We start from the raw sequence: 16,478 nt of genomic DNA, 5'->3' as shown, positions 1-16,478 counted from the left end.
CTCCGCCATCCCTGCGCATCGGCAGCTTTGCGGACAGCCTGCGCGTCCTGCGCCCGGCCCGCCACCGCGCCGGGCCGGACGGGTGGAGCCGGCCCACCCGGGCACCCGCACATCCGATAGGCGCGGACGGCAACCTTTCCGGCCCGGGCGGTCACTGAGGTGTACCCGACACCCCCACTCCGGAAGGCACACCCGTGGCTCCTGAGCATCCCCGATCCCCCCGCAGACGCCGCACCACCCGCACCCGGACCCTGCTCGGCGCCGTCACGGCGGGCCTGGTGGCCGCCGCCGGACTGGTCGTCACCGGCCAGACCTCGCAGGCCGCGACCGTGCGCCAGGCCGAGGCGCTGGACCGCGGCGTCGTCAGCGTCCACACCGACGCGGGCAATCTGATCAGCTGGCGCTGGCTCGCCACCGACGCCGACGACGTGTCCTTCAACGTGTACCGCGCGGGCACCAAGGTCAACTCCTCACCCGTCACCGGCTCGACGAACTACTTCCACGCCGGGGCCCCGAACTCGGCCGACTACACGGTGCGCGCGATCGTCGGCGGCGTCGAGCAGAGCGACTCCGTGCACGCGATCCAGTTCCGCAGCGGCTACAAGGACGTGCCCATCAGCCCGCCCGCCGGAGGTACGACTCCGGACGGCGTCGCCTACACCTACGAGGCCAACGACGCCTCCGTCGGAGATCTCGACGGGGACGGCGCACTCGACTTCGTACTGAAGTGGCAGCCCACCAACGCCAAGGACAACTCCCAGTCCGGGTACACGGGCAACACGATCGTCGACGGGATCAAGCTCGACGGCACCCGGCTGTGGCGCGTCGACCTGGGACGCAACATCCGCTCGGGCGCCCACTACACCCAGTTCCAGGTGTACGACTACGACGGTGACGGCAAGGCCGAGGTCGCGATGAAGACCGCCGACGGCAGCGTCGACGGCCGGGGCACGGTGATCGGCAGCGCGTCGGCCGACCACCGCAACTCCTCCGGTTACATCCTGTCCGGGTCCGAGTACCTGACCATGTTCAACGGGCAGACGGGAGCGGCCATGGGCACCGTCGACTACGTCCCCGCGCGCGGCACCGTCTCCTCCTGGGGTGACAGCTACGGCAACCGCGTCGACCGCTTCCTCGCCGGCACCGCCTACCTCGACGGCTCCCGGCCCTCACTGATCATGGCCCGCGGCTACTACACGCGTACGGTGATCGCCGCCTGGGACTGGCGGAACGGGGCGTTCACCCGGCGCTGGACCTTCGACACCAACAGCTCGACCAACTCCGGGAAGGGGTACGACAGCCAGGGCAACCACCAGCTCTCGGTCGCCGACGTCGACGCCGACGGCCGGGACGAGATCGTCTACGGCTCCATGGCGGTCGACGACAACGGCAACGCGCTGTGGACCACGAAGAACGGCCACGGCGACGCCATGCACGTCGGCGACCTGGACCCCTCCCGCACCGGTCTGGAGGAGTTCAAGGTCGACGAGGACAGCTCGAAACCCTCGTCGTGGATGGCGGACGCCAGGACCGGCCAGATCATCTGGTCGACGCCCGCCGACGGCGACAACGGACGCGGCGTCAGCGACGACATCTGGTCCGGCAGCGCCGGAGCCGAGTCCTGGTCGTCGGCGGCCGACGGGGTACGCAACCCGAAGGGAACCGTCGTCGCGAGCCGCAAGCCCTCCAGCGCCAACTTCCTGTCCTGGTGGGACGGCGACACCACCCGGGAACTCCTCGACGGCACCCACATCGACAAGTACGGCACCTCCGGCGACACCCGGCAGCTGACCGGGGCATCGGTCCACTCGAACAACGGGACCAAGGCCACCCCCGCGATCTCGGGCGACCTCTTCGGCGACTGGCGCGAGGAGGTGGTCTGGGCGACCACGAACAACACCGCGCTGCGGATCTACTCCACGCCGTACGAAACCGCCACGAAGATCACGACTCTGCTCCACGACACCACCTACCGCACAGCCCTGGCCTGGCAGAACACGGCGTACAACCAGCCCCCGCACCCGAGCTTCTTCATCGGCAGCGGCATGGCGAAGGCGCCCCGGCCCACGGTGACGACTCCCTAGCAGGGAAAACGCGGTTTCGGCACCCTCGGAAAGGCGGCTGCGGACGAGCCATCCGCAGCCGCCGTTCCTGCGCCTGAATGCCCGTGGGGAGAATCTGGGGAATTCTACTGAGAATCAAGGCTGACGGCCGCCTAGCCGGTCTCACCTGCCGCGCCGAGACTCCCCGCCATCACCCCATTCGAGTCGATCGCCGCGATGCACGACACCGACCGGGAGCCGGAGCGGCTGCTGGAAATCCTTGAGTACATCCGGACGTGGAGATTCCGGCTCGTCGGGTACTGGTGAAGGACCATGGGTCGCGGAAGCTGACCGCCGCGATGGCGGCGAAGGACCCGCGGCCCCGCCTGGCCGTGCTTCTTGTGGACGAGTGGTCGTCCTACGGTGCGGCCGCGGACCGCAAGGTGCGGGAGGAGATGGAGCGGCTGCTGCGGCTGATCGTTCAGCAGGGCCGGGCGCTGCGCATCATCACCCTCGCCGCGACCCGGAAGCCGGACGGGAATTCGGTGCCGTATGGGATCCGCGACGTCCTCCGGCAGCGCAGTTCCTGGTCGTCGAGGTCAGGTTCCGTCTGTCCGCGCTTCTGGGCGCACTCCGGGCAGTAGTCCTTGCTCCACGTGCTGGTGTGAACGCGGCTTTGACTTCGATGAACGGGCGGCCTCCGTCCTATGCCTGGTCGGCGGTCAGGGCCCGCACGTAGTCGGGGTGGCCAACGTAGGGGAGGGGCAGGAGTTCGAGCGTGCGGTGCACCCGAGCGTCCCGTCCACACCGCTTGACGCAGCCCAGGTCCCGGCCGAACTCCTTGCGGTAGTCGTCGTTGAGGCCCTGGATTCGTTCTGATGTGGCCGCGTCAACTCCGTCGGCTTCGGTGACGAGCGGGCAGTCCGTGTGGTGGTCCCCGGTGACGAGGTGCCGGCCGGCCAGTGCCTCGTCGAGCATGAGCCGCTTCGCCACGACCTCGTAACGGGCGCGGGTTGGGCGGTGCCGCATGATGTGGCGTTCGTCCGCCGCCATCTCGCGGTCGAAGGTGGCGATACGGGTAAACACGGTGCTCAGCTCGGTATCCGCCGCCCGCGCAACCGCCTCGTCTTCGTCGAGTCGGTCGCGCACGAAACGCACCAGGGCGTCGGTCATGCAGGGCTCCCAGGCTGGTCGGAGTCGTGCGGATAGTCCCGATGCTCAACGTAGGGCGCGGCGAGGAGCCGGAGCTGAAACTCGGCGTTCCGGCCGCCCGGCCCCGCAGTGCCCAGGAACGGCACCACAGTCTCCTCCAGCAGCGCGAGCCGGACCTCGGCTGTGGCAACGGAGAAACGGGCATGCGCGGCAGCGTCCTCGGGTTCAACACCGAAACGCTCAGGCTGCTTGACCACCACGTCGCCGGCGAAGCGGGCCTTCTCCAGCTCCTCGGTGAACCGGGCCCGGAGGAAGGCTGCCAGGGCGCCGGTCATGAGGGGTCCTCGGGTGCGGGGGCCGTCTTGCTAACCGCGACGCGCATGCATTTCTCCAGGGTTGTCATCACACCAATGCACAATTGGCCTAAGAGCCACTTGCTTCCCGCACCCACCACGAGGAGCCACTTGTGCACGACAACCCCGCAAATGAAGGCTACTCGTGGCCGACCTGCACAACCCCGCACGGCGGGCGGCAGTTCTGGGTGAACGAGACCGGCCGTCAAGTCTGCCGCCCCTGCGAAGACAAGACAGCGAAGTGGCCCACCGAACTCCCCGCCCTGTTCCGCGGTCTCAACACCACCGGGCACTTATGCGCGGGGCGGCACGGGGCGGCGGGGCAGCGCGGGGCGGCACGGGCGACGGGGCAACCAGCGGATCGAAGACCCCGCCGATCCCGCCGCGGCTCGAAGTCCTGTCGCTGATCGGACCCGGTGGCATAGCGGCGCGGCTGCGGGACATGGAGGACGCCTGGCGGGCCGCACTCGGGTGGACGGTCGCCCCTTGGCGGGGCAGCCCGGCGCAGGCCGTCCCCGAGCACATCAAGTTCCTGGTCAGCAACCTGCCGTGGGCGTGCGACGCCTACTACTCCGTCGGCCAGGACATCGTCGAACTCCGCCGCCTTCACTCCGAATGCACGGCCGCCGACCTCAACGAACGCCGGCCCGGGCGTGTATCGATCGGCCGCTGCCCCAGCCGGTTCGACGACAACACCCTGTGCGCAGCCGACTTGTTCGCCAGTGCCGCCGGCCACCGGGTGCGGTGCGGGAACTGCGGCAGCCGGTGGGAGACGCTTAACGACTGGCGGTTGCTGAGGCAGGCGCAAGAGACTGTCCTCGCCACCGACGCAGGAGTAGCAGCATGAAGAAGATCCCCACCCTGTTCATCCGCGACTTCGACGCCCGCCCCGCCCTCGTCGTGCCTGAGGTGACACCGGGCTGCGAGTGGGTCATTGAGGGCGAAGGCGAGGCCACGCGGAAGTACGACGGAACGTGCGTCATGCTCGACGACGCAGGGGAGTGGTGGGCGCGACGCGAGGTCAAGCCCGGCAAGGCCGCGCCCGCCGGATACGTGACCCTGTCCGTCGACGAGGAGACCCGCAAAACAGTGGGATGGGAGCCCGTCGCGCAGTCCAGCTTCGCGAAGGCCCACGCCGAAGCCGTGGGGAACTGCGGAATTGAGAAGCCCGGCACCTACGAACTCCTGGGCCCGGAGATCAACGGCAACCCTGACGGCTACACGGACCACATTCTCATGCCGCACGGCTGGGCCATCCTGTCCATCCGCCAGGACTTCGCCACCGCACCCCGCGACTACGACGCCCTCCGCGACTGGCTGCACGCCCGTCCCTACGAAGGAATCGTCTGGCACCACCCGGACGGGCGCATGGTCAAGATCAAGGGCAAGGACTTCCCGGCAGCGACGTGAGTGCGTGGCTTACTGATCGTTTCAGAATTCCGTCTTGCGCAGATGCTGGCGGCCCATGGAACAATCCCTTCAGCCACAGGGGGACGCCGTATGGAACGGGTTGGGGCTGCACGAGACCTTGTGCTCGGTTACGTCGGCGCTCTGCGTCGACGCCTGACACGTTCACATCAGTACCGCCATCAAGCTCGTCGACCGTGGCGAAGACCGCTTCGTAGGCAACTGCCCGAGCCAGGAGTTCGAGGTCATCCCTGTCCGCACCCGCACCCAGCAAGCGCCGGACGGCGGCTACTTGCTCCAAAGCTCCCGGGCCTGCCCATCCATCGATCGCACCACGCCAGAGGGAGCGGCGCAGAACGAAGCGAGTCACCTGCGGCTGGTTCCACCCACCCGATGCTCGGCGGCTGCGGATGACTCCATCCGCAGCCGCCGGCCGGCGCGAGGCGCTCGCAGAACCCGCTACGCCCGCCTCAGATCGGCCTGCACCAGATCGTGGTCCGAGTACGGAGTGAGGTGCACATCCTGCGCGAGCGAGGTGAAGCCGCGCAGAAAGATGTAGTCGAACTTGCTGCGCCAATCGGTGGTCGGCTCGCACGGGCCGTCCGTCGAGGGACCGCACGAGGGGTCCGCATCGGTGAACAGATCCCACATGCCGTCGAGTTCGGCGGATTCCGGAACCGCGTTGAAGTCGCCGAGAACGATCGTGCGGTCATACTGGGCGACCGCCTTCGCCAGTACGCCGGTCTGCTTCATACGGACCGATTCCTGTCGCCGCTGGGCCAGGTGTGTGTTGAAGACCCGGACGGGCCGGCCGTCCACGAGGGTGGTGACGGCCATGTATCCGCGGTCCTCGGAACCGCCGTCGGGGTACTCCACGTTCACATGGCCGGTCATCGGAGCGGCCGAGAGAATGGCCTGGCCGAAACCTCCCGGACGCCACGGCACTCCGCCGCAGCGGCTCCAATTGCGCAGAACCGATCCGTACTTGACGTGGTAGACCAGCCCGTACCGATACTGCAGATGGTCCCGGATCCTCTCGACATCACCCACGCACGCTTCTTGCAGGCCGATGACCTGAGGCGCATAGGCTGCGATCTCCGCCGCCCGGCCGGCGTTCTGACCGCTCCCCTTGCAGGGATTGCAGATGTTCCACGTCATGACACGGTTCGGCACGGCCTCCTCGGGGGCGCCCGCCGGCAGCGGCCCGGCGATGTGGGCACCGTTCGACGCGCTGGGGCCGACAAGCAGCACACAGGCCACGATCAGAGCACCCGCGAGCGCCCGCGCGCCGGTTACGGTCATCTTCGCCTCCTCGAAGGGGAGGCTCACGCCGTCATGTGATGTCTCCCCGCACGAGGCTATGTGACGGGGTGTATGCAGCACATGAGGTACCTGGTTCTCGGGCGGCATCACACCGGACGATGCCGGGCGGCCCGGCTGTGTTCCGACGCTACGACGGGCCCGAGTCCTACGCCGTGCCGTCCCCCGATGCCGGCAAAGGCGCCTGGGACTCGGCGGTCTGCGGGGTCACGGGTTCCGGGGCCGACTCCGATGTCGGCGGCGCCTCGGAGGAGGGCGGCGGGGACGGGGGCGGCTCTTCGGACGAGGGGGGCGGCTCGGGCGGCTGCGTCGACGGCTCACCGGGCTTCGTCGCGGGCGAGGACGGCTCTTCGGAGGCCGGGGAGCGCGAGGAGGAGTCCGAGGGGCAGTCCTTCTCCGGACACGGCGAGGCGCTCGAGTCGGCGGGCGGCCGGGTCTTCTTGTCGTCGCCACCGGTGTCACCGGCGTCCCGCTTGAACCAGCCCTCGGTCTTGGGGTCGAACATGACGAACTCGTCCACCGGCTGGGCGGCGGGCTCCACCACCACGACGTTTCCGGCCCGGTATCCCGGCCAGGGGTCGCCCTTCTGCTCGGGCGTTCCCTTCAGCGCGACCGGCGGAAGCAGCGGGTTGCCGCAGGCGCAGCGGACCCTGGGCACGCCCCGGTCGTCGATCAGCACCGCCGTTCCGGCCTGCAGGACCGCCTGGTAGCTGGTGGCGGCGCCGTTCTCGTAACCGTGGTTGGTCACCCGGGTGTCGAGCCGCAACTGAACCGGGGTCAGCGCGCGCAGATACGCGGGAACACCGGACGCGGCGACACCCTCCACCGAGGCGAACGCCTTGTTCTTGGCGGGCTGGTCCGTGAGGGCGCTGATCTGCTTCTCCACATCGCAGGCGGCGACCTTGCGGGTGCCGCCGTACAGGCCGGGAGCCGCACCGTCCACGCCCTGGGTGACGTGGGGCCCCGCACGGGAGGGGCTCGCCACGGGACTCGGTACGGCGGTCGGCGTCGCGTCCCCGGCGCGGCCGCGCGCGGTCGAACCGGTGAACGGGGCGGGGCCCGTCGAGCCGGCCGCCTCCAGGAACACCTCGCCGCCCGCCTTGTCGGACCCGTCCGGCCGGGTGAGGACGATGGTCAGCACCACCGCCGCCACGAGGGCGACGGCGATCGTCGCCACCTTGGGGACCGACCGCCACCACGGGGTGCGGGGGCCGTTCCCCGGTCCTTGCGGGATCTCACCCGAGCCACTCGAACCGCCCGAACCGCCCGGACCTCCATGGCCGCCGCCGGAGGGCGGACCGGGCGGAGGGCCGGACGGACGCTCGGGAGGCGGCGGAACGACGCCCTCCCGCGAGGGACCCGAAAGCGGTCCGGAGGGCGGCCCCGTGGGGCGGCCGGACGACGGCGGCTGGTCACTCACGGCTCTTCTTCCCCACGCCTGGGTCGTTACCGATTTCTTCAGGTATCAGCCATTGTGTGCCCGGCCGCACGGCCCGCAAGCCGACGCGGTCGGCCCACCCGGGGAGCGGCCGGGATCGCGGCTGCCTAGCGTGGACCCGTGAGCACACAGGGATCGGACGGCCGGCCCGGTACGGCAACCCGCGGCGCACACGGCTGGGCCGACGCCCTCCTGACGGTGCTCGCCGGACTCGTGGTCATGGGCCTCACCGCCGCCCTCGGCCTGTGGGCGGCCGGCGCCGCTGACCTGCCCGGCGGTTCGTTCCCGCGCGTGGTCGCGGCCGTCGTCGTCATGGCGGCGGGCGGGTCGGTCGCGCTGTCGGGGAACGCGGGCGAGCTCGCCAGGACCCACGCGGACATCTCGGCCCTTCCGCTCTCGGTCACCCTCGTCGGCGCACTGGCCCTCGCCGCCGGATTCCTGCGCCCCCTGCGACACCGCGCCGTCGCCACCACCCGCGAACTGGCGGGCTGGGCCGGCCGCGTCGCGGTGCTGTGGTTCTTGGTCCTCATCGGCCTGTCCCTCCTGGCTCGGCAGACGTTCGACCTCCCCGGGGCCGATCCGACGGGCGGTGTCATCGGTGACGTGTTCGACGTCTCGCCCCGGGCCGGATTCCGTGCCGAGATCCCGCTCACCCTGGTCCTCGGTCTGCTCTGGCTGGCCGGCGTCCTCGTCCTGGCCCTGCTCGTCTCGCGCGGCGCACCCCTGCCCGTGCGGCTGGTGCGCTTCCAGGAATCGGTGCGCCCGGCCGCGTACGCGATGGTGGCCCTGCTGCTCGCCTACGTCGTGGTGGGTCTGGTCATCGCCTTCGTCGTCCTGGTGACACGCGGACACCCTGCCGAGACGGTCGCGGTGGCCCTGCTCGCACTGCCCAACCTCGTCTGGCTGGTGTTCACCCTGGGCCTCGGGGCGTCCTGGGAAGGGAAGGTGGACGGGCCGTTCGGACTGCCGATGCCGCAGGTACTGGACTCCGTCCTGCGGACACCGGACCTCTCCACTCTGAACGTCGGCACGCTCGCCGAGCAGGACGGCCGCGCCTGGTGGTGTGTCGCCGTCGCCGCGCTGTTCACCCTGGCAGCCGCGTTCCTGGCGGCCGTACGCTCCCCGGCCCGCGTGCGCCCCTGGCAGCATGCCCTCCACATGGCGGTGGCGCTCGCCCTCACCGTGCTCGCCGTATGCCTGCTGGGCCGGATCTCCGCCCATTACGGCCTGTCCCTGCTGGGCCTCGGTGACCTCGGCGGCGGGCTGGGCGGCGAGGTTCTGCTGCGACCGCGGCTGTGGGGCGCGCGCGGACTCGCCGTGCTGTGGGGGCTCGTGACCGGCCTGCTCGGCGGGCTGCTCGCCGCCCGCGTGCACCGGCGCGGCGAAGTGGAGCCGGAAGGCCCCTGACTCCGGACCCCCTAACCCCGGAACACCGGCAACGCCCACCGCGGCGGCCCGGGCGGTGGTTCGGGACCCGACCGCCACGCGCCGAGCCGGCGGTCCACCTGCGTCGGCGGATGGCCGCTGCCCCGCACCTCGCCCCGTGCCGCGGCGCGCAGCGCGGCCACGAACTGGAGACAGGAGTCGTATCGGTCGTCCGGACTCTTGGCCAGGGCCTTCGCCAGCACCGCGTCGACACCCGCCGGAAGATCGGGGCGCAGGCCCGTCAACGCCGGCGGTGGATCGAACTGGTGCGCCCACAGCAGCGCCATGTCGTCGTCGCGCTGGAACGGCGGGGCGCCGGCCATCGTCTCGTGCACGACGCACGCCAGGCTGTAGACGTCGCAGCGCCCGTCCACCGGGCGGCCCGAGATCTGTTCGGGCGCCACGTAGTCGAGCGTTCCGACGAACTGGCCCACGGAGGTGAACCCCGTCAGCGACAGCGACTTCTTCGTCAGCCCGAAGTCCGTCAGGTAGACGTGCTCCGGATGGTCGCTGTCCGTGCCCTCCGCGACCAGGATGTTGCCCGGCTTGACGTCCCGGTGCACCAGATCGTGGTCGTGGGCGGCATCGAGTGCGGACGCCACCTGGGCCGCGATCCGGAGCGCGGTGCCCAGGGGGAGCGGCCCCTGCCGGTCGATGAGGGCCCGCAGATCCTGACCGGCCACGTAGCGCATCGCGATGTAGAGGATGCCCTCGGTCTCGCCGGCCTCGAAGACCGGCACGATGTGCGGGTGGTCGATCGCGGCAGCCACCCGGGACTCATGCGTGAAGCGTTTGCGGAAGGTGTCGTTGCGGGCGAGTTCCGGGGCGAGCAGCTTGAGGGCGACCGTACGGTCCAGCCGCAGGTCCTTGGCCCGGTAGACGACCGCCATTCCGCCGCGCCCGATCTCACGCTCCACCAGGTACCCCGCGATCCGCCTGCCCGTCAGGTCGGAGGGCCGTCCGGCGGGCAGTGCGGAATCGTCCGGGGACGCGGTGGCCGGGGCCATCAGGTCTCACCCGGCCAGGTCCGCGGATGCGTGCCGGGGTCGACGAGCCGGGTCGCCTCCGGGCCGCCGCCGCTCACCGGGGCGCTGTCCGGGAGGCCGGGGCCGGACTGTGCCGCGTAGGTCGTCAGCCGGGCGCCGTCCGTGTACATCCAGCGTTCGTGCTCCGCGTCGAACAGCCACACCGCTTCGCCGTCGACGACCACGCCGGCGCGCAGTCCCTGGGTGCGGCGGCGGAAGGTCTCCCCGTCGATGCGGCCCGCGACGAGCTCCTCGGACGCCCGCCGGAAGCGGTCGAGCGCCTCTTGGACCCGGGCCATCAGCGGCCCGGGGTCCGCCGTCCGGGCCATCGGCTGCCCGGCCTGCGGAGGGTCGTGCGGTACGGAAACGAGCAGTCGGCCGTCGACCCAGGCGGACCAGCCGTTGGCGCACAGGACCTGGCCCCAGTCGCCGCGCCGGTCGAGCAGCTGGACGGGGAGCAGCGGGTCGAGCGGCTCGGTGGGCCGGGACACGTCCGGCGCCTCCCAGGCGGGCAGCCCGTCCTGGGGGACGACATGGGTGGGGCGGAAGTCCTCGGTCTCCATGGGCCGCTCCTACTTCCGCATGATGGCGGGTTCGTGCCGGCGCAGGAGTCTGGACACCGCGAAACCGAAGACGACGGACAGCACCACCAGCATCGCCATGTCGAGAAGCCAGATCCCGGCGGAGTGCTCGAACAGCGGGTCCGAGGTCAGTTTTCCGGGCACGATCCTGGCCAGACCGATGGTCCCCGCCATGGCGCCCAGCGCCCAGCGGGAGGGGATCAGCCAGGACAACTGCTCGATGCCCGGCACGCCGTGCAGCTTCAGCAGGGCGCCGCAGAAGACGACCTGGACGATCGCGAGCAGCACCAGGAGGGGCATGGTGACCTCCTCCTTGCGCACCAGCGCGGACACCAGGAGCCCCAGCATCATCGCGGTGAAGGACAACAGGGCCACCGTCAGGGTGATTTCGATCAGAGGTGGCAGCAGAACGCCCTTCCCGCCGGGGGCGTTGAGATCGACACCCACGAGACCGACCAGGGTCAGCACGACGGCCTGGAGCACCGTGATGGTGCCCAGCACCACCACCTTGGACATCAGATACGCGGATCTGGAGAGGCCGACGGCTCTTTCCCGCTGGTAGATCACCCGTTCCTTGACCAGTTCCCGCACCGCGTTGGCGGCGCCCGTCAGCACACCGCCGACACAGAGGATGAGCAGCGCGTTCATCGCCGTCTCCTGCGTCAGCCTGCTCCCGGCGAGTGCCCGGGTCATGGCGCCCATCACGAACGGCAGTGCGATCATGATGGCGAGGAACGTCCGGTCGGCGCTCAGCGCGGCCGCGTACCGCCGCACCAGCGTGCGCAGTTGGGCGCCCCAGCTGCGGGTCTTCGGCGGCGGGGCGACCGCCGCGGCCGCGGCGTGCGGCAGCCGGGGCTGTGAACTCGCGTTGGCGATGTAGCGCCGGTGGAAGGGGGAGGCCGCGAACTCCTCGGCCCAGGGCCGGTCGCGGTCGTTCTCGAAGGCCTCGAACGCCTCGGGCCATTCGGCGAAACCGAAGAAGGCCAGCGCCTCCTCGGGCGGACCGTAATAGGCGATCTTCCCGCCGGGCGCGAGCACCAGCAGCCGGTCGCACACGTCCAGGCTCAGCACACTGTGCGTGACGACGATGACGGTGCGCCCGTCGTCGGCGAGGCCACGCAGCATGTGCATGACCGACCGGTCCATGCCGGGGTCGAGGCCCGACGTCGGCTCGTCGAGAAAGAGCAGTGAGGGCTTCGTCAGCAGTTCCAGCGCCACGCTCACCCGCTTGCGCTGGCCGCCGGAGAGACTGTGGATCGGCTGGTCGGCCCGCTGTTCCAGCCCGAGCTCGCGCACCACCTCGGCGACCCGCTCGCGGCGCTCCGACCTGGCGGTGTCCTGCGGGAAACGGAGCTCCGCGGCGTAACCGAGCGCTCTGCGTACGGTCAGCTGGGCGTGCAGGATGTCGTCCTGCGGCACCAGGCCGATGCGCTGCCGCAGTTCGGCGTAGTCGTGGTAGAGATCGCGGCCGTCGTAGAGGACGGTGCCCTCGTCGGCCGGGCGCAGTCCGGTCAGGGCGTTCAGGAGTGTGGACTTGCCCGCGCCGCTGGGTCCCACCACGCCCAGCAGGCACTTCTCGCCCACCGGGAACGCGACGTGGTCGAGCAGCGTCTTGCGCCCCCTGTCGACGGTGACCGCCAGGTCCTGCACGTCGAGCGACACCTCGCCGGTGTCGACGAACTCCTGCAGCGTGTCCCCGACCAGGCAGAAGGCGGAGTGCCCGATGCCGACGATGTCTCCGGGGGAGACCGGTGCGCGCTCGGCCGGCTGGCCGTTGAGGAAGGTCCCGTTGTGCGACCCGAGGTCGACGATCTCGTACGTACCGTCGGTGTGGGCCAGCAGTTCGGCATGGCGGCGGGAGACGCTCAGATCGTCGACGACCAGGTCGTTCCCGGATCCGCGGCCGATTCGTACGGTGCGCGACGGCAGCGGCCGTACGGTGGTCGGCTGCCGGAACGTGCCGGTCGAGGCGGGCATGGAGACGGCCGACGGGCGGTCCGGCGCAGGTGCCGCCCGGACCCGTAGCACCGCCTGCGGACCGTCGTCCGGATGGCCGAAGCGGATGAGGGCGCCGGGCCCGACGTCGCATGCGCCGATCCGCCGGCCTCCGCTGTAGGTGCCGTTCGTGCTGCCCTCGTCCTCGATCGACCAGTGGCCGTCCGACGACCTGAGCACGGCGTGGTGCCACGAGACCCGGACGTCGTCGATGACGATGTCGCTCAAAGGGTCGCGTCCGACGTGGTACTCCCGGCCCGGACTCATCACCGTGGGTCCTGCGTCGGTTTCGAGTACGACCTCGGGCGCAGTCGGCGCGACCGGCCGCTCTTCCATGCCCGAATTCTATCGGCCGGTACGGTTATGCGCCCGGCCGGCCGCTGTCGCGCCGGGGCGCGCGCGAGTGCGGGGAAGGCACGAAGCCGTTGGCCCCCGCACCGGCCCGGCCGGGGGCCAACGGCTTCCGCGTCAGGCGTCCAGGGCCGCGGAGACGACGGCCTTGGCCTCCTCCTGGACGCGGGCGAGATGCCCGGCGCCCAGGAAGGACTCCGCGTAGATCTTGTAGACGTCCTCTGTTCCCGAGGGGCGCGCCGCGAACCAGGCGTTCTCCGTCGTCACCTTGATGCCGCCGATCGCGGCCCCGTTGGCCGGGGCCGAGGTGAGGACGGCCGTGACGGGTTCGCCCGCCAGGGTGTCGGCGCCGACCTGCTCGGGGGACAGGCGTGCCAGTACGGCCTTCTGGTCGCGGTCCGCGGGCGCGTCGATCCGGGCATAGGCGGGCTCACCGAACCGGGCGGTCAGCGCGGTGTAGTGCTGGGACGGCGAATCGCCCGTCACCGCCAGGATCTCGGAGGCGAGCAGGGCCAGCAGGATGCCGTCCTTGTCCGTCGTCCAGACCGATCCGTCACGGCGCAGGAACGAGGCCCCGGCCGATTCCTCGCCACCGAAGCCGAGCGATCCGTCGGCGAGGCCGTCCACGAACCACTTGAAGCCGACCGGCACCTCCACCAGTCGCCGGCCGAGACCGTCGGCGACCCGGTCGATCATGCCGGACGAGACCAGCGTCTTGCCGATGCCCGCATCCGCCGGCCAGCGGTCCCGGTGCGCGTACAGATAGTTGATGGCCACGGCGAGGTAGTGGTTCGGATTCATCAGCCCCCCGTCCGGGGTGACGATGCCGTGCCGGTCCGCGTCGGCGTCGTTGCCGGTGGCGATCTGGTAGCGGTCGCGCTGTCCGATCAGAGAGGCCATCGCGTACGGCGAGGAGCAGTCCATCCGGATCTTCCCGTCCCAGTCCAGCGTCATGAACCGCCAGGTGGGGTCGGTCAGCGGATTGACCACGGTCAGGTCGAGCCGGTGCTGCTCGGCGATACGGCCCCAGTACGCGACCGAGGCGCCGCCCAGCGGGTCGGCGCCGATCCGCACCCCGGCCGCGCGTACCGCGTCCAGGTCGAGCACGGACGGCAGGTCCGCCACGTAGGTGCCCAGGAAGTCGTACGTTCCCGTGGACTGCGCCGCCAGCGCCCGGACGTACGGCATGCGGCGGACATCCTTGAGGCCGCCGGTGATGATCTCGTTGGCCCGCTCCTGGATCCAGCCGGTCGCCTCCGACCCGGCCGGACCGCCGTTCGGCGGGTTGTACTTGAAGCCGCCGTCGCCCGGCGGATTGTGCGAGGGGGTGACCACCACACCGTCGGCGAGGTGCGAGCCGCGGCCCCGGTTGTACGTGAGGATGGCGTGCGAGACCGCGGGCGTCGGCGTGTAGCCGTCGGCGGAGTCGATGAGCACGGTCACGTCGTTCGCGGCGAACACCTCGATGGCGGTCACCCGTGCGGGCTCCGACAGGGCGTGGGTGTCGGCGCCGAGGAAGAGCGGCCCGTCCGTGCCCTGCTGCGCCCGGTACTCGCTGATCGCCTGGCTCGTCGCCGCGATGTGGTCCTCGTTGAACGCGGTGGCCGTCGACGACCCGCGGTGCCCCGACGTGCCGAAGGCGACCCGCTGGCCCGGTTCGGCGGGATCGGGATGCAGCGTGTAATACGCCGTCACCAGCCGCGCCACATCGGTCAGGTCCTCCGGGCGTGCCTGCTGCCCGGCTCGTGTCTGCGGCATCTGCCACTCCTCCGTATCGGTCGGTCGGTGCGGTCGGCCCGCCCCGTCATTTTCGCCGGTCGCCGCGGCGGGCGGGCGGCTGCCCCGCCGCGCGGACCGCCACCGCCGCCGCATGTCCGGCGGGGATCTGGACATCGGTGACCGTCCAGCCCGGCGGGCCCGGACGGGGCAGGATGCCGGTGCCGATGTGTTCGGCCGCGAGGCCGGCGGCCAGGCCGATGCCCTCGCCCTTCAGATGGGCCTCCTTGCGGGTCCAGACCCGGCCGAAGGCGGCCGGCCGCTCCTCCTCGGGAAGCGCCGCCAGCTCGCGGGACTCCGCCGGATGCAGCTGACCGGCGATCTCGGAGACGATCCCTGGCTTCGGAACAGGCTCCACGTCCACTCCCACGGGCGCGTCCGCGAACGCCAGCAGGGCCAGGCGGCGGGTGTGCGACAGGGAGAAGTGCACACCGCCGTCGGTGGCGGGACGGCCGTGCGGGCCACCACAGGACGGGCACGGCTCCCGCCTGAGGCGCACGGCGTCCGGAGGGGTCCCCAGCAGCGCGCCGAGCAGCAGCCGCAGGGCCACGTGCGCGGCGACGTAGCAGGCCCGGTCGGCCGGGACGACAAGGCGCGCGGCCCGGTCCCGTTCGCCGGCGTCGAGAATCCCCGGCGCGAGCCGCTCCGCGTGCCCGCCGTCCCGCTCCGCGTCCACCAGCCACAACGCGGGGGCGCCGGGCGCGAAGAGGGGCGCAGGGACGCGGTGCCCGTCGCCGGGGAACGTGAACACGTGGGGCTGGTACACCGGTACGTTGCTTCCTTCGCCGGGCGGACGCCGTGCGGGGCGCGTGTCACGGCGGAGCGGTCCCTTCTATTCTATGGAGATCCTGACCGGGCCCGACGTATGTTCGATCTCGGGTGGCCGATTCACGGCGCCCTGAGATGCGGCGGGGCTTTCCTCACCCCTGCCCCTACGGACAGGAGACCCGGATGTCATCGGACGGCCGCCCGCACTTCGGCGCGGTGCACCTGCGGGAGGCTCGCGTCGAGGACGCCGGACCCCTCACCCGCCTGTTCCTCGATTCCCGCGCCGCCGCCATGCCGTACCTGGCGAGGGTGCACAGCGACGAGGCCACCCTCGGCTGGATGACCCATGTCGTGCTGCCCGGCACGGACGTCCGGGTGGCCGAACTCCGGGAGAGCGGGGGCGCGGCGGAGCCCGTCGGCTTCGTCTCGGTCGACGGGGACGAACTCGAGCACCTGTATGTGCGACCCGACGTGCGGCGCCGGGGCATCGGAACGCTGCTCCTGGCGAAGGCCAGGGAGCGCAGCCCGCAAGGGCTCGCCCTCTACGCCTTCCAGCGCAACGCCGACGCGCGGGCCTTCTACGAGCGGCACGGATTCACGGCCGTCGCGTTCGACGACGGCAGCCGCAACGAGGAGAACGAGCCGGACGTCAGATACCGCTGGAGTCCGTCGGACTGAACCGGCGGCGTACGGGAAACGGGAAGACGGGCGGGGTCCGCAGCTGCGGGCCCCGCCCGTCGCTGTGCCCCGCCTTCACCTCTCGGCCTCCCCCTCCGAGCTGGCACCTTTCAGTTCCTTTCATATATACGCAAATTCCTTGCGTTATCGCGGAGGCGCGGGACGCC

At 71.0% G+C, this 16,478-nt stretch carries 15 protein-coding genes; 6 read left to right on the top strand and 9 right to left on the bottom strand.

Annotated features, from left to right (window positions below; genetic code table 11):
• The first annotated feature begins 194 nt into the window (after nt 1-194).
• Both ABTX18_RS23140 and ABTX18_RS23135 read left to right on the top strand, forming a co-directional pair.
• A complete protein-coding gene (locus ABTX18_RS23140) occupies nt 195-2,084 on the top strand; it encodes a rhamnogalacturonan lyase (protein ID WP_352124631.1) in 1,890 nt (629 codons plus the stop codon).
• Between the two features lie 254 nt (nt 2,085-2,338).
• Nucleotides 2,339-2,686: a hypothetical protein gene (locus tag ABTX18_RS23135; RefSeq protein WP_352124630.1), complete on the top strand. Its 348-nt coding sequence runs from the start codon at nt 2,339-2,341 to the stop codon at nt 2,684-2,686.
• A gap of 61 nt (nt 2,687-2,747) precedes the next feature.
• Here ABTX18_RS23135 and ABTX18_RS23130 read toward each other — a convergent pair whose 3' ends face one another.
• Together ABTX18_RS23130 and ABTX18_RS23125 are read right to left on the bottom strand one after the other, a co-directional pair.
• Nucleotides 2,748-3,215, bottom strand: coding sequence for a DUF6221 family protein (locus ABTX18_RS23130; RefSeq protein WP_352124629.1), 468 nt, complete (start codon nt 3,213-3,215; stop codon nt 2,748-2,750).
• Nucleotides 3,212-3,529, bottom strand: a complete 318-nt coding sequence (locus ABTX18_RS23125; protein ID WP_352124628.1) for a DUF6221 family protein — start codon at nt 3,527-3,529, stop codon at nt 3,212-3,214. Before ABTX18_RS23125 ends, ABTX18_RS23130 begins: the two co-directional genes overlap by 4 nt.
• Nucleotides 3,530-3,842: 313 nt before the next feature.
• On the opposite strand from ABTX18_RS23125, the gene ABTX18_RS23120 reads away from it, so the two are divergent.
• Together ABTX18_RS23120 and ABTX18_RS23115 are read left to right on the top strand one after the other, a co-directional pair.
• On the top strand, nt 3,843-4,394 hold the full coding sequence (locus ABTX18_RS23120) for a hypothetical protein (protein ID WP_352124627.1): 552 nt from the start codon (nt 3,843-3,845) through the stop codon (nt 4,392-4,394).
• On the top strand, nt 4,391-4,957 hold the full coding sequence (locus tag ABTX18_RS23115) for an RNA ligase 1 family protein (protein ID WP_352124626.1): 567 nt from the start codon (nt 4,391-4,393) through the stop codon (nt 4,955-4,957). The genes ABTX18_RS23120 and ABTX18_RS23115 overlap by 4 nt, the downstream gene beginning before the upstream one ends.
• Before the next feature lie 456 nt (nt 4,958-5,413).
• Here the strand turns inward: ABTX18_RS23115 and ABTX18_RS23110 are convergent, their stop codons facing one another.
• A complete protein-coding gene (locus ABTX18_RS23110; RefSeq protein ID WP_352124625.1) occupies nt 5,414-6,256 on the bottom strand; it encodes an endonuclease/exonuclease/phosphatase family protein in 843 nt (280 codons plus the stop codon).
• A 166-nt stretch (nt 6,257-6,422) separates the two neighbouring features.
• Nucleotides 6,423-7,694, bottom strand: coding sequence for a DUF6777 domain-containing protein (locus tag ABTX18_RS23105; protein ID WP_352124624.1), 1,272 nt, complete (start codon nt 7,692-7,694; stop codon nt 6,423-6,425).
• Nucleotides 7,695-7,832: 138 nt separating this feature from the next.
• Here ABTX18_RS23105 and ABTX18_RS23100 point away from each other — a divergent pair, with 138 nt between their 5' ends.
• Nucleotides 7,833-9,119 carry a streptophobe family protein gene (locus ABTX18_RS23100; protein ID WP_352124623.1) on the top strand — a complete coding sequence of 429 codons (1,287 nt, stop codon included), beginning with the start codon at nt 7,833-7,835 and terminating at the stop codon, nt 9,117-9,119.
• Nucleotides 9,120-9,130: 11 nt separating this feature from the next.
• On the opposite strand, the gene ABTX18_RS23095 is transcribed toward ABTX18_RS23100, so the two are convergent.
• The 5 genes from ABTX18_RS23095 to ABTX18_RS23075 form a co-directional block, all read right to left on the bottom strand.
• Entirely contained in the window at nt 9,131-10,144 is a 1,014-nt protein-coding gene (locus ABTX18_RS23095; protein ID WP_352124622.1) for a serine/threonine-protein kinase, read from the bottom strand.
• Nucleotides 10,144-10,725, bottom strand: coding sequence for an SH3 domain-containing protein (locus ABTX18_RS23090; RefSeq protein WP_352124621.1), 582 nt, complete (start codon nt 10,723-10,725; stop codon nt 10,144-10,146). The genes ABTX18_RS23095 and ABTX18_RS23090 overlap by 1 nt, the downstream gene beginning before the upstream one ends.
• 9 nt (nt 10,726-10,734) lie before the next feature.
• Complete coding sequence (locus tag ABTX18_RS23085) at nt 10,735-13,074, bottom strand: FHA domain-containing protein (protein WP_352124620.1); 2,340 nt, start codon at nt 13,072-13,074, stop codon at nt 10,735-10,737.
• A 132-nt stretch (nt 13,075-13,206) separates the two neighbouring features.
• Nucleotides 13,207-14,847 carry a phosphoglucomutase (alpha-D-glucose-1,6-bisphosphate-dependent) gene (pgm, locus tag ABTX18_RS23080; protein WP_352124619.1) on the bottom strand — a complete coding sequence of 547 codons (1,641 nt, stop codon included), beginning with the start codon at nt 14,845-14,847 and terminating at the stop codon, nt 13,207-13,209.
• Between the two features lie 46 nt (nt 14,848-14,893).
• On the bottom strand, nt 14,894-15,631 hold the full coding sequence (locus tag ABTX18_RS23075; RefSeq protein ID WP_352124618.1) for a 4'-phosphopantetheinyl transferase family protein: 738 nt from the start codon (nt 15,629-15,631) through the stop codon (nt 14,894-14,896).
• Between the two features lie 185 nt (nt 15,632-15,816).
• Here ABTX18_RS23075 and ABTX18_RS23070 point away from each other — a divergent pair, with 185 nt between their 5' ends.
• Nucleotides 15,817-16,311, top strand: a complete 495-nt coding sequence (locus tag ABTX18_RS23070) for a GNAT family N-acetyltransferase (protein WP_352124617.1) — start codon at nt 15,817-15,819, stop codon at nt 16,309-16,311.
• Nucleotides 16,312-16,478: the final 167 nt, after the last annotated feature.

The organism is Streptomyces sp. NPDC096323 (assembly GCF_040302845.1).
GTDB lineage: Bacteria > Actinomycetota > Actinomycetes > Streptomycetales > Streptomycetaceae > Streptomyces.
The sequence above is the reverse complement of the archived record's forward strand: the minus strand, read 5'-3'. Positions and strand labels throughout refer to the sequence as shown.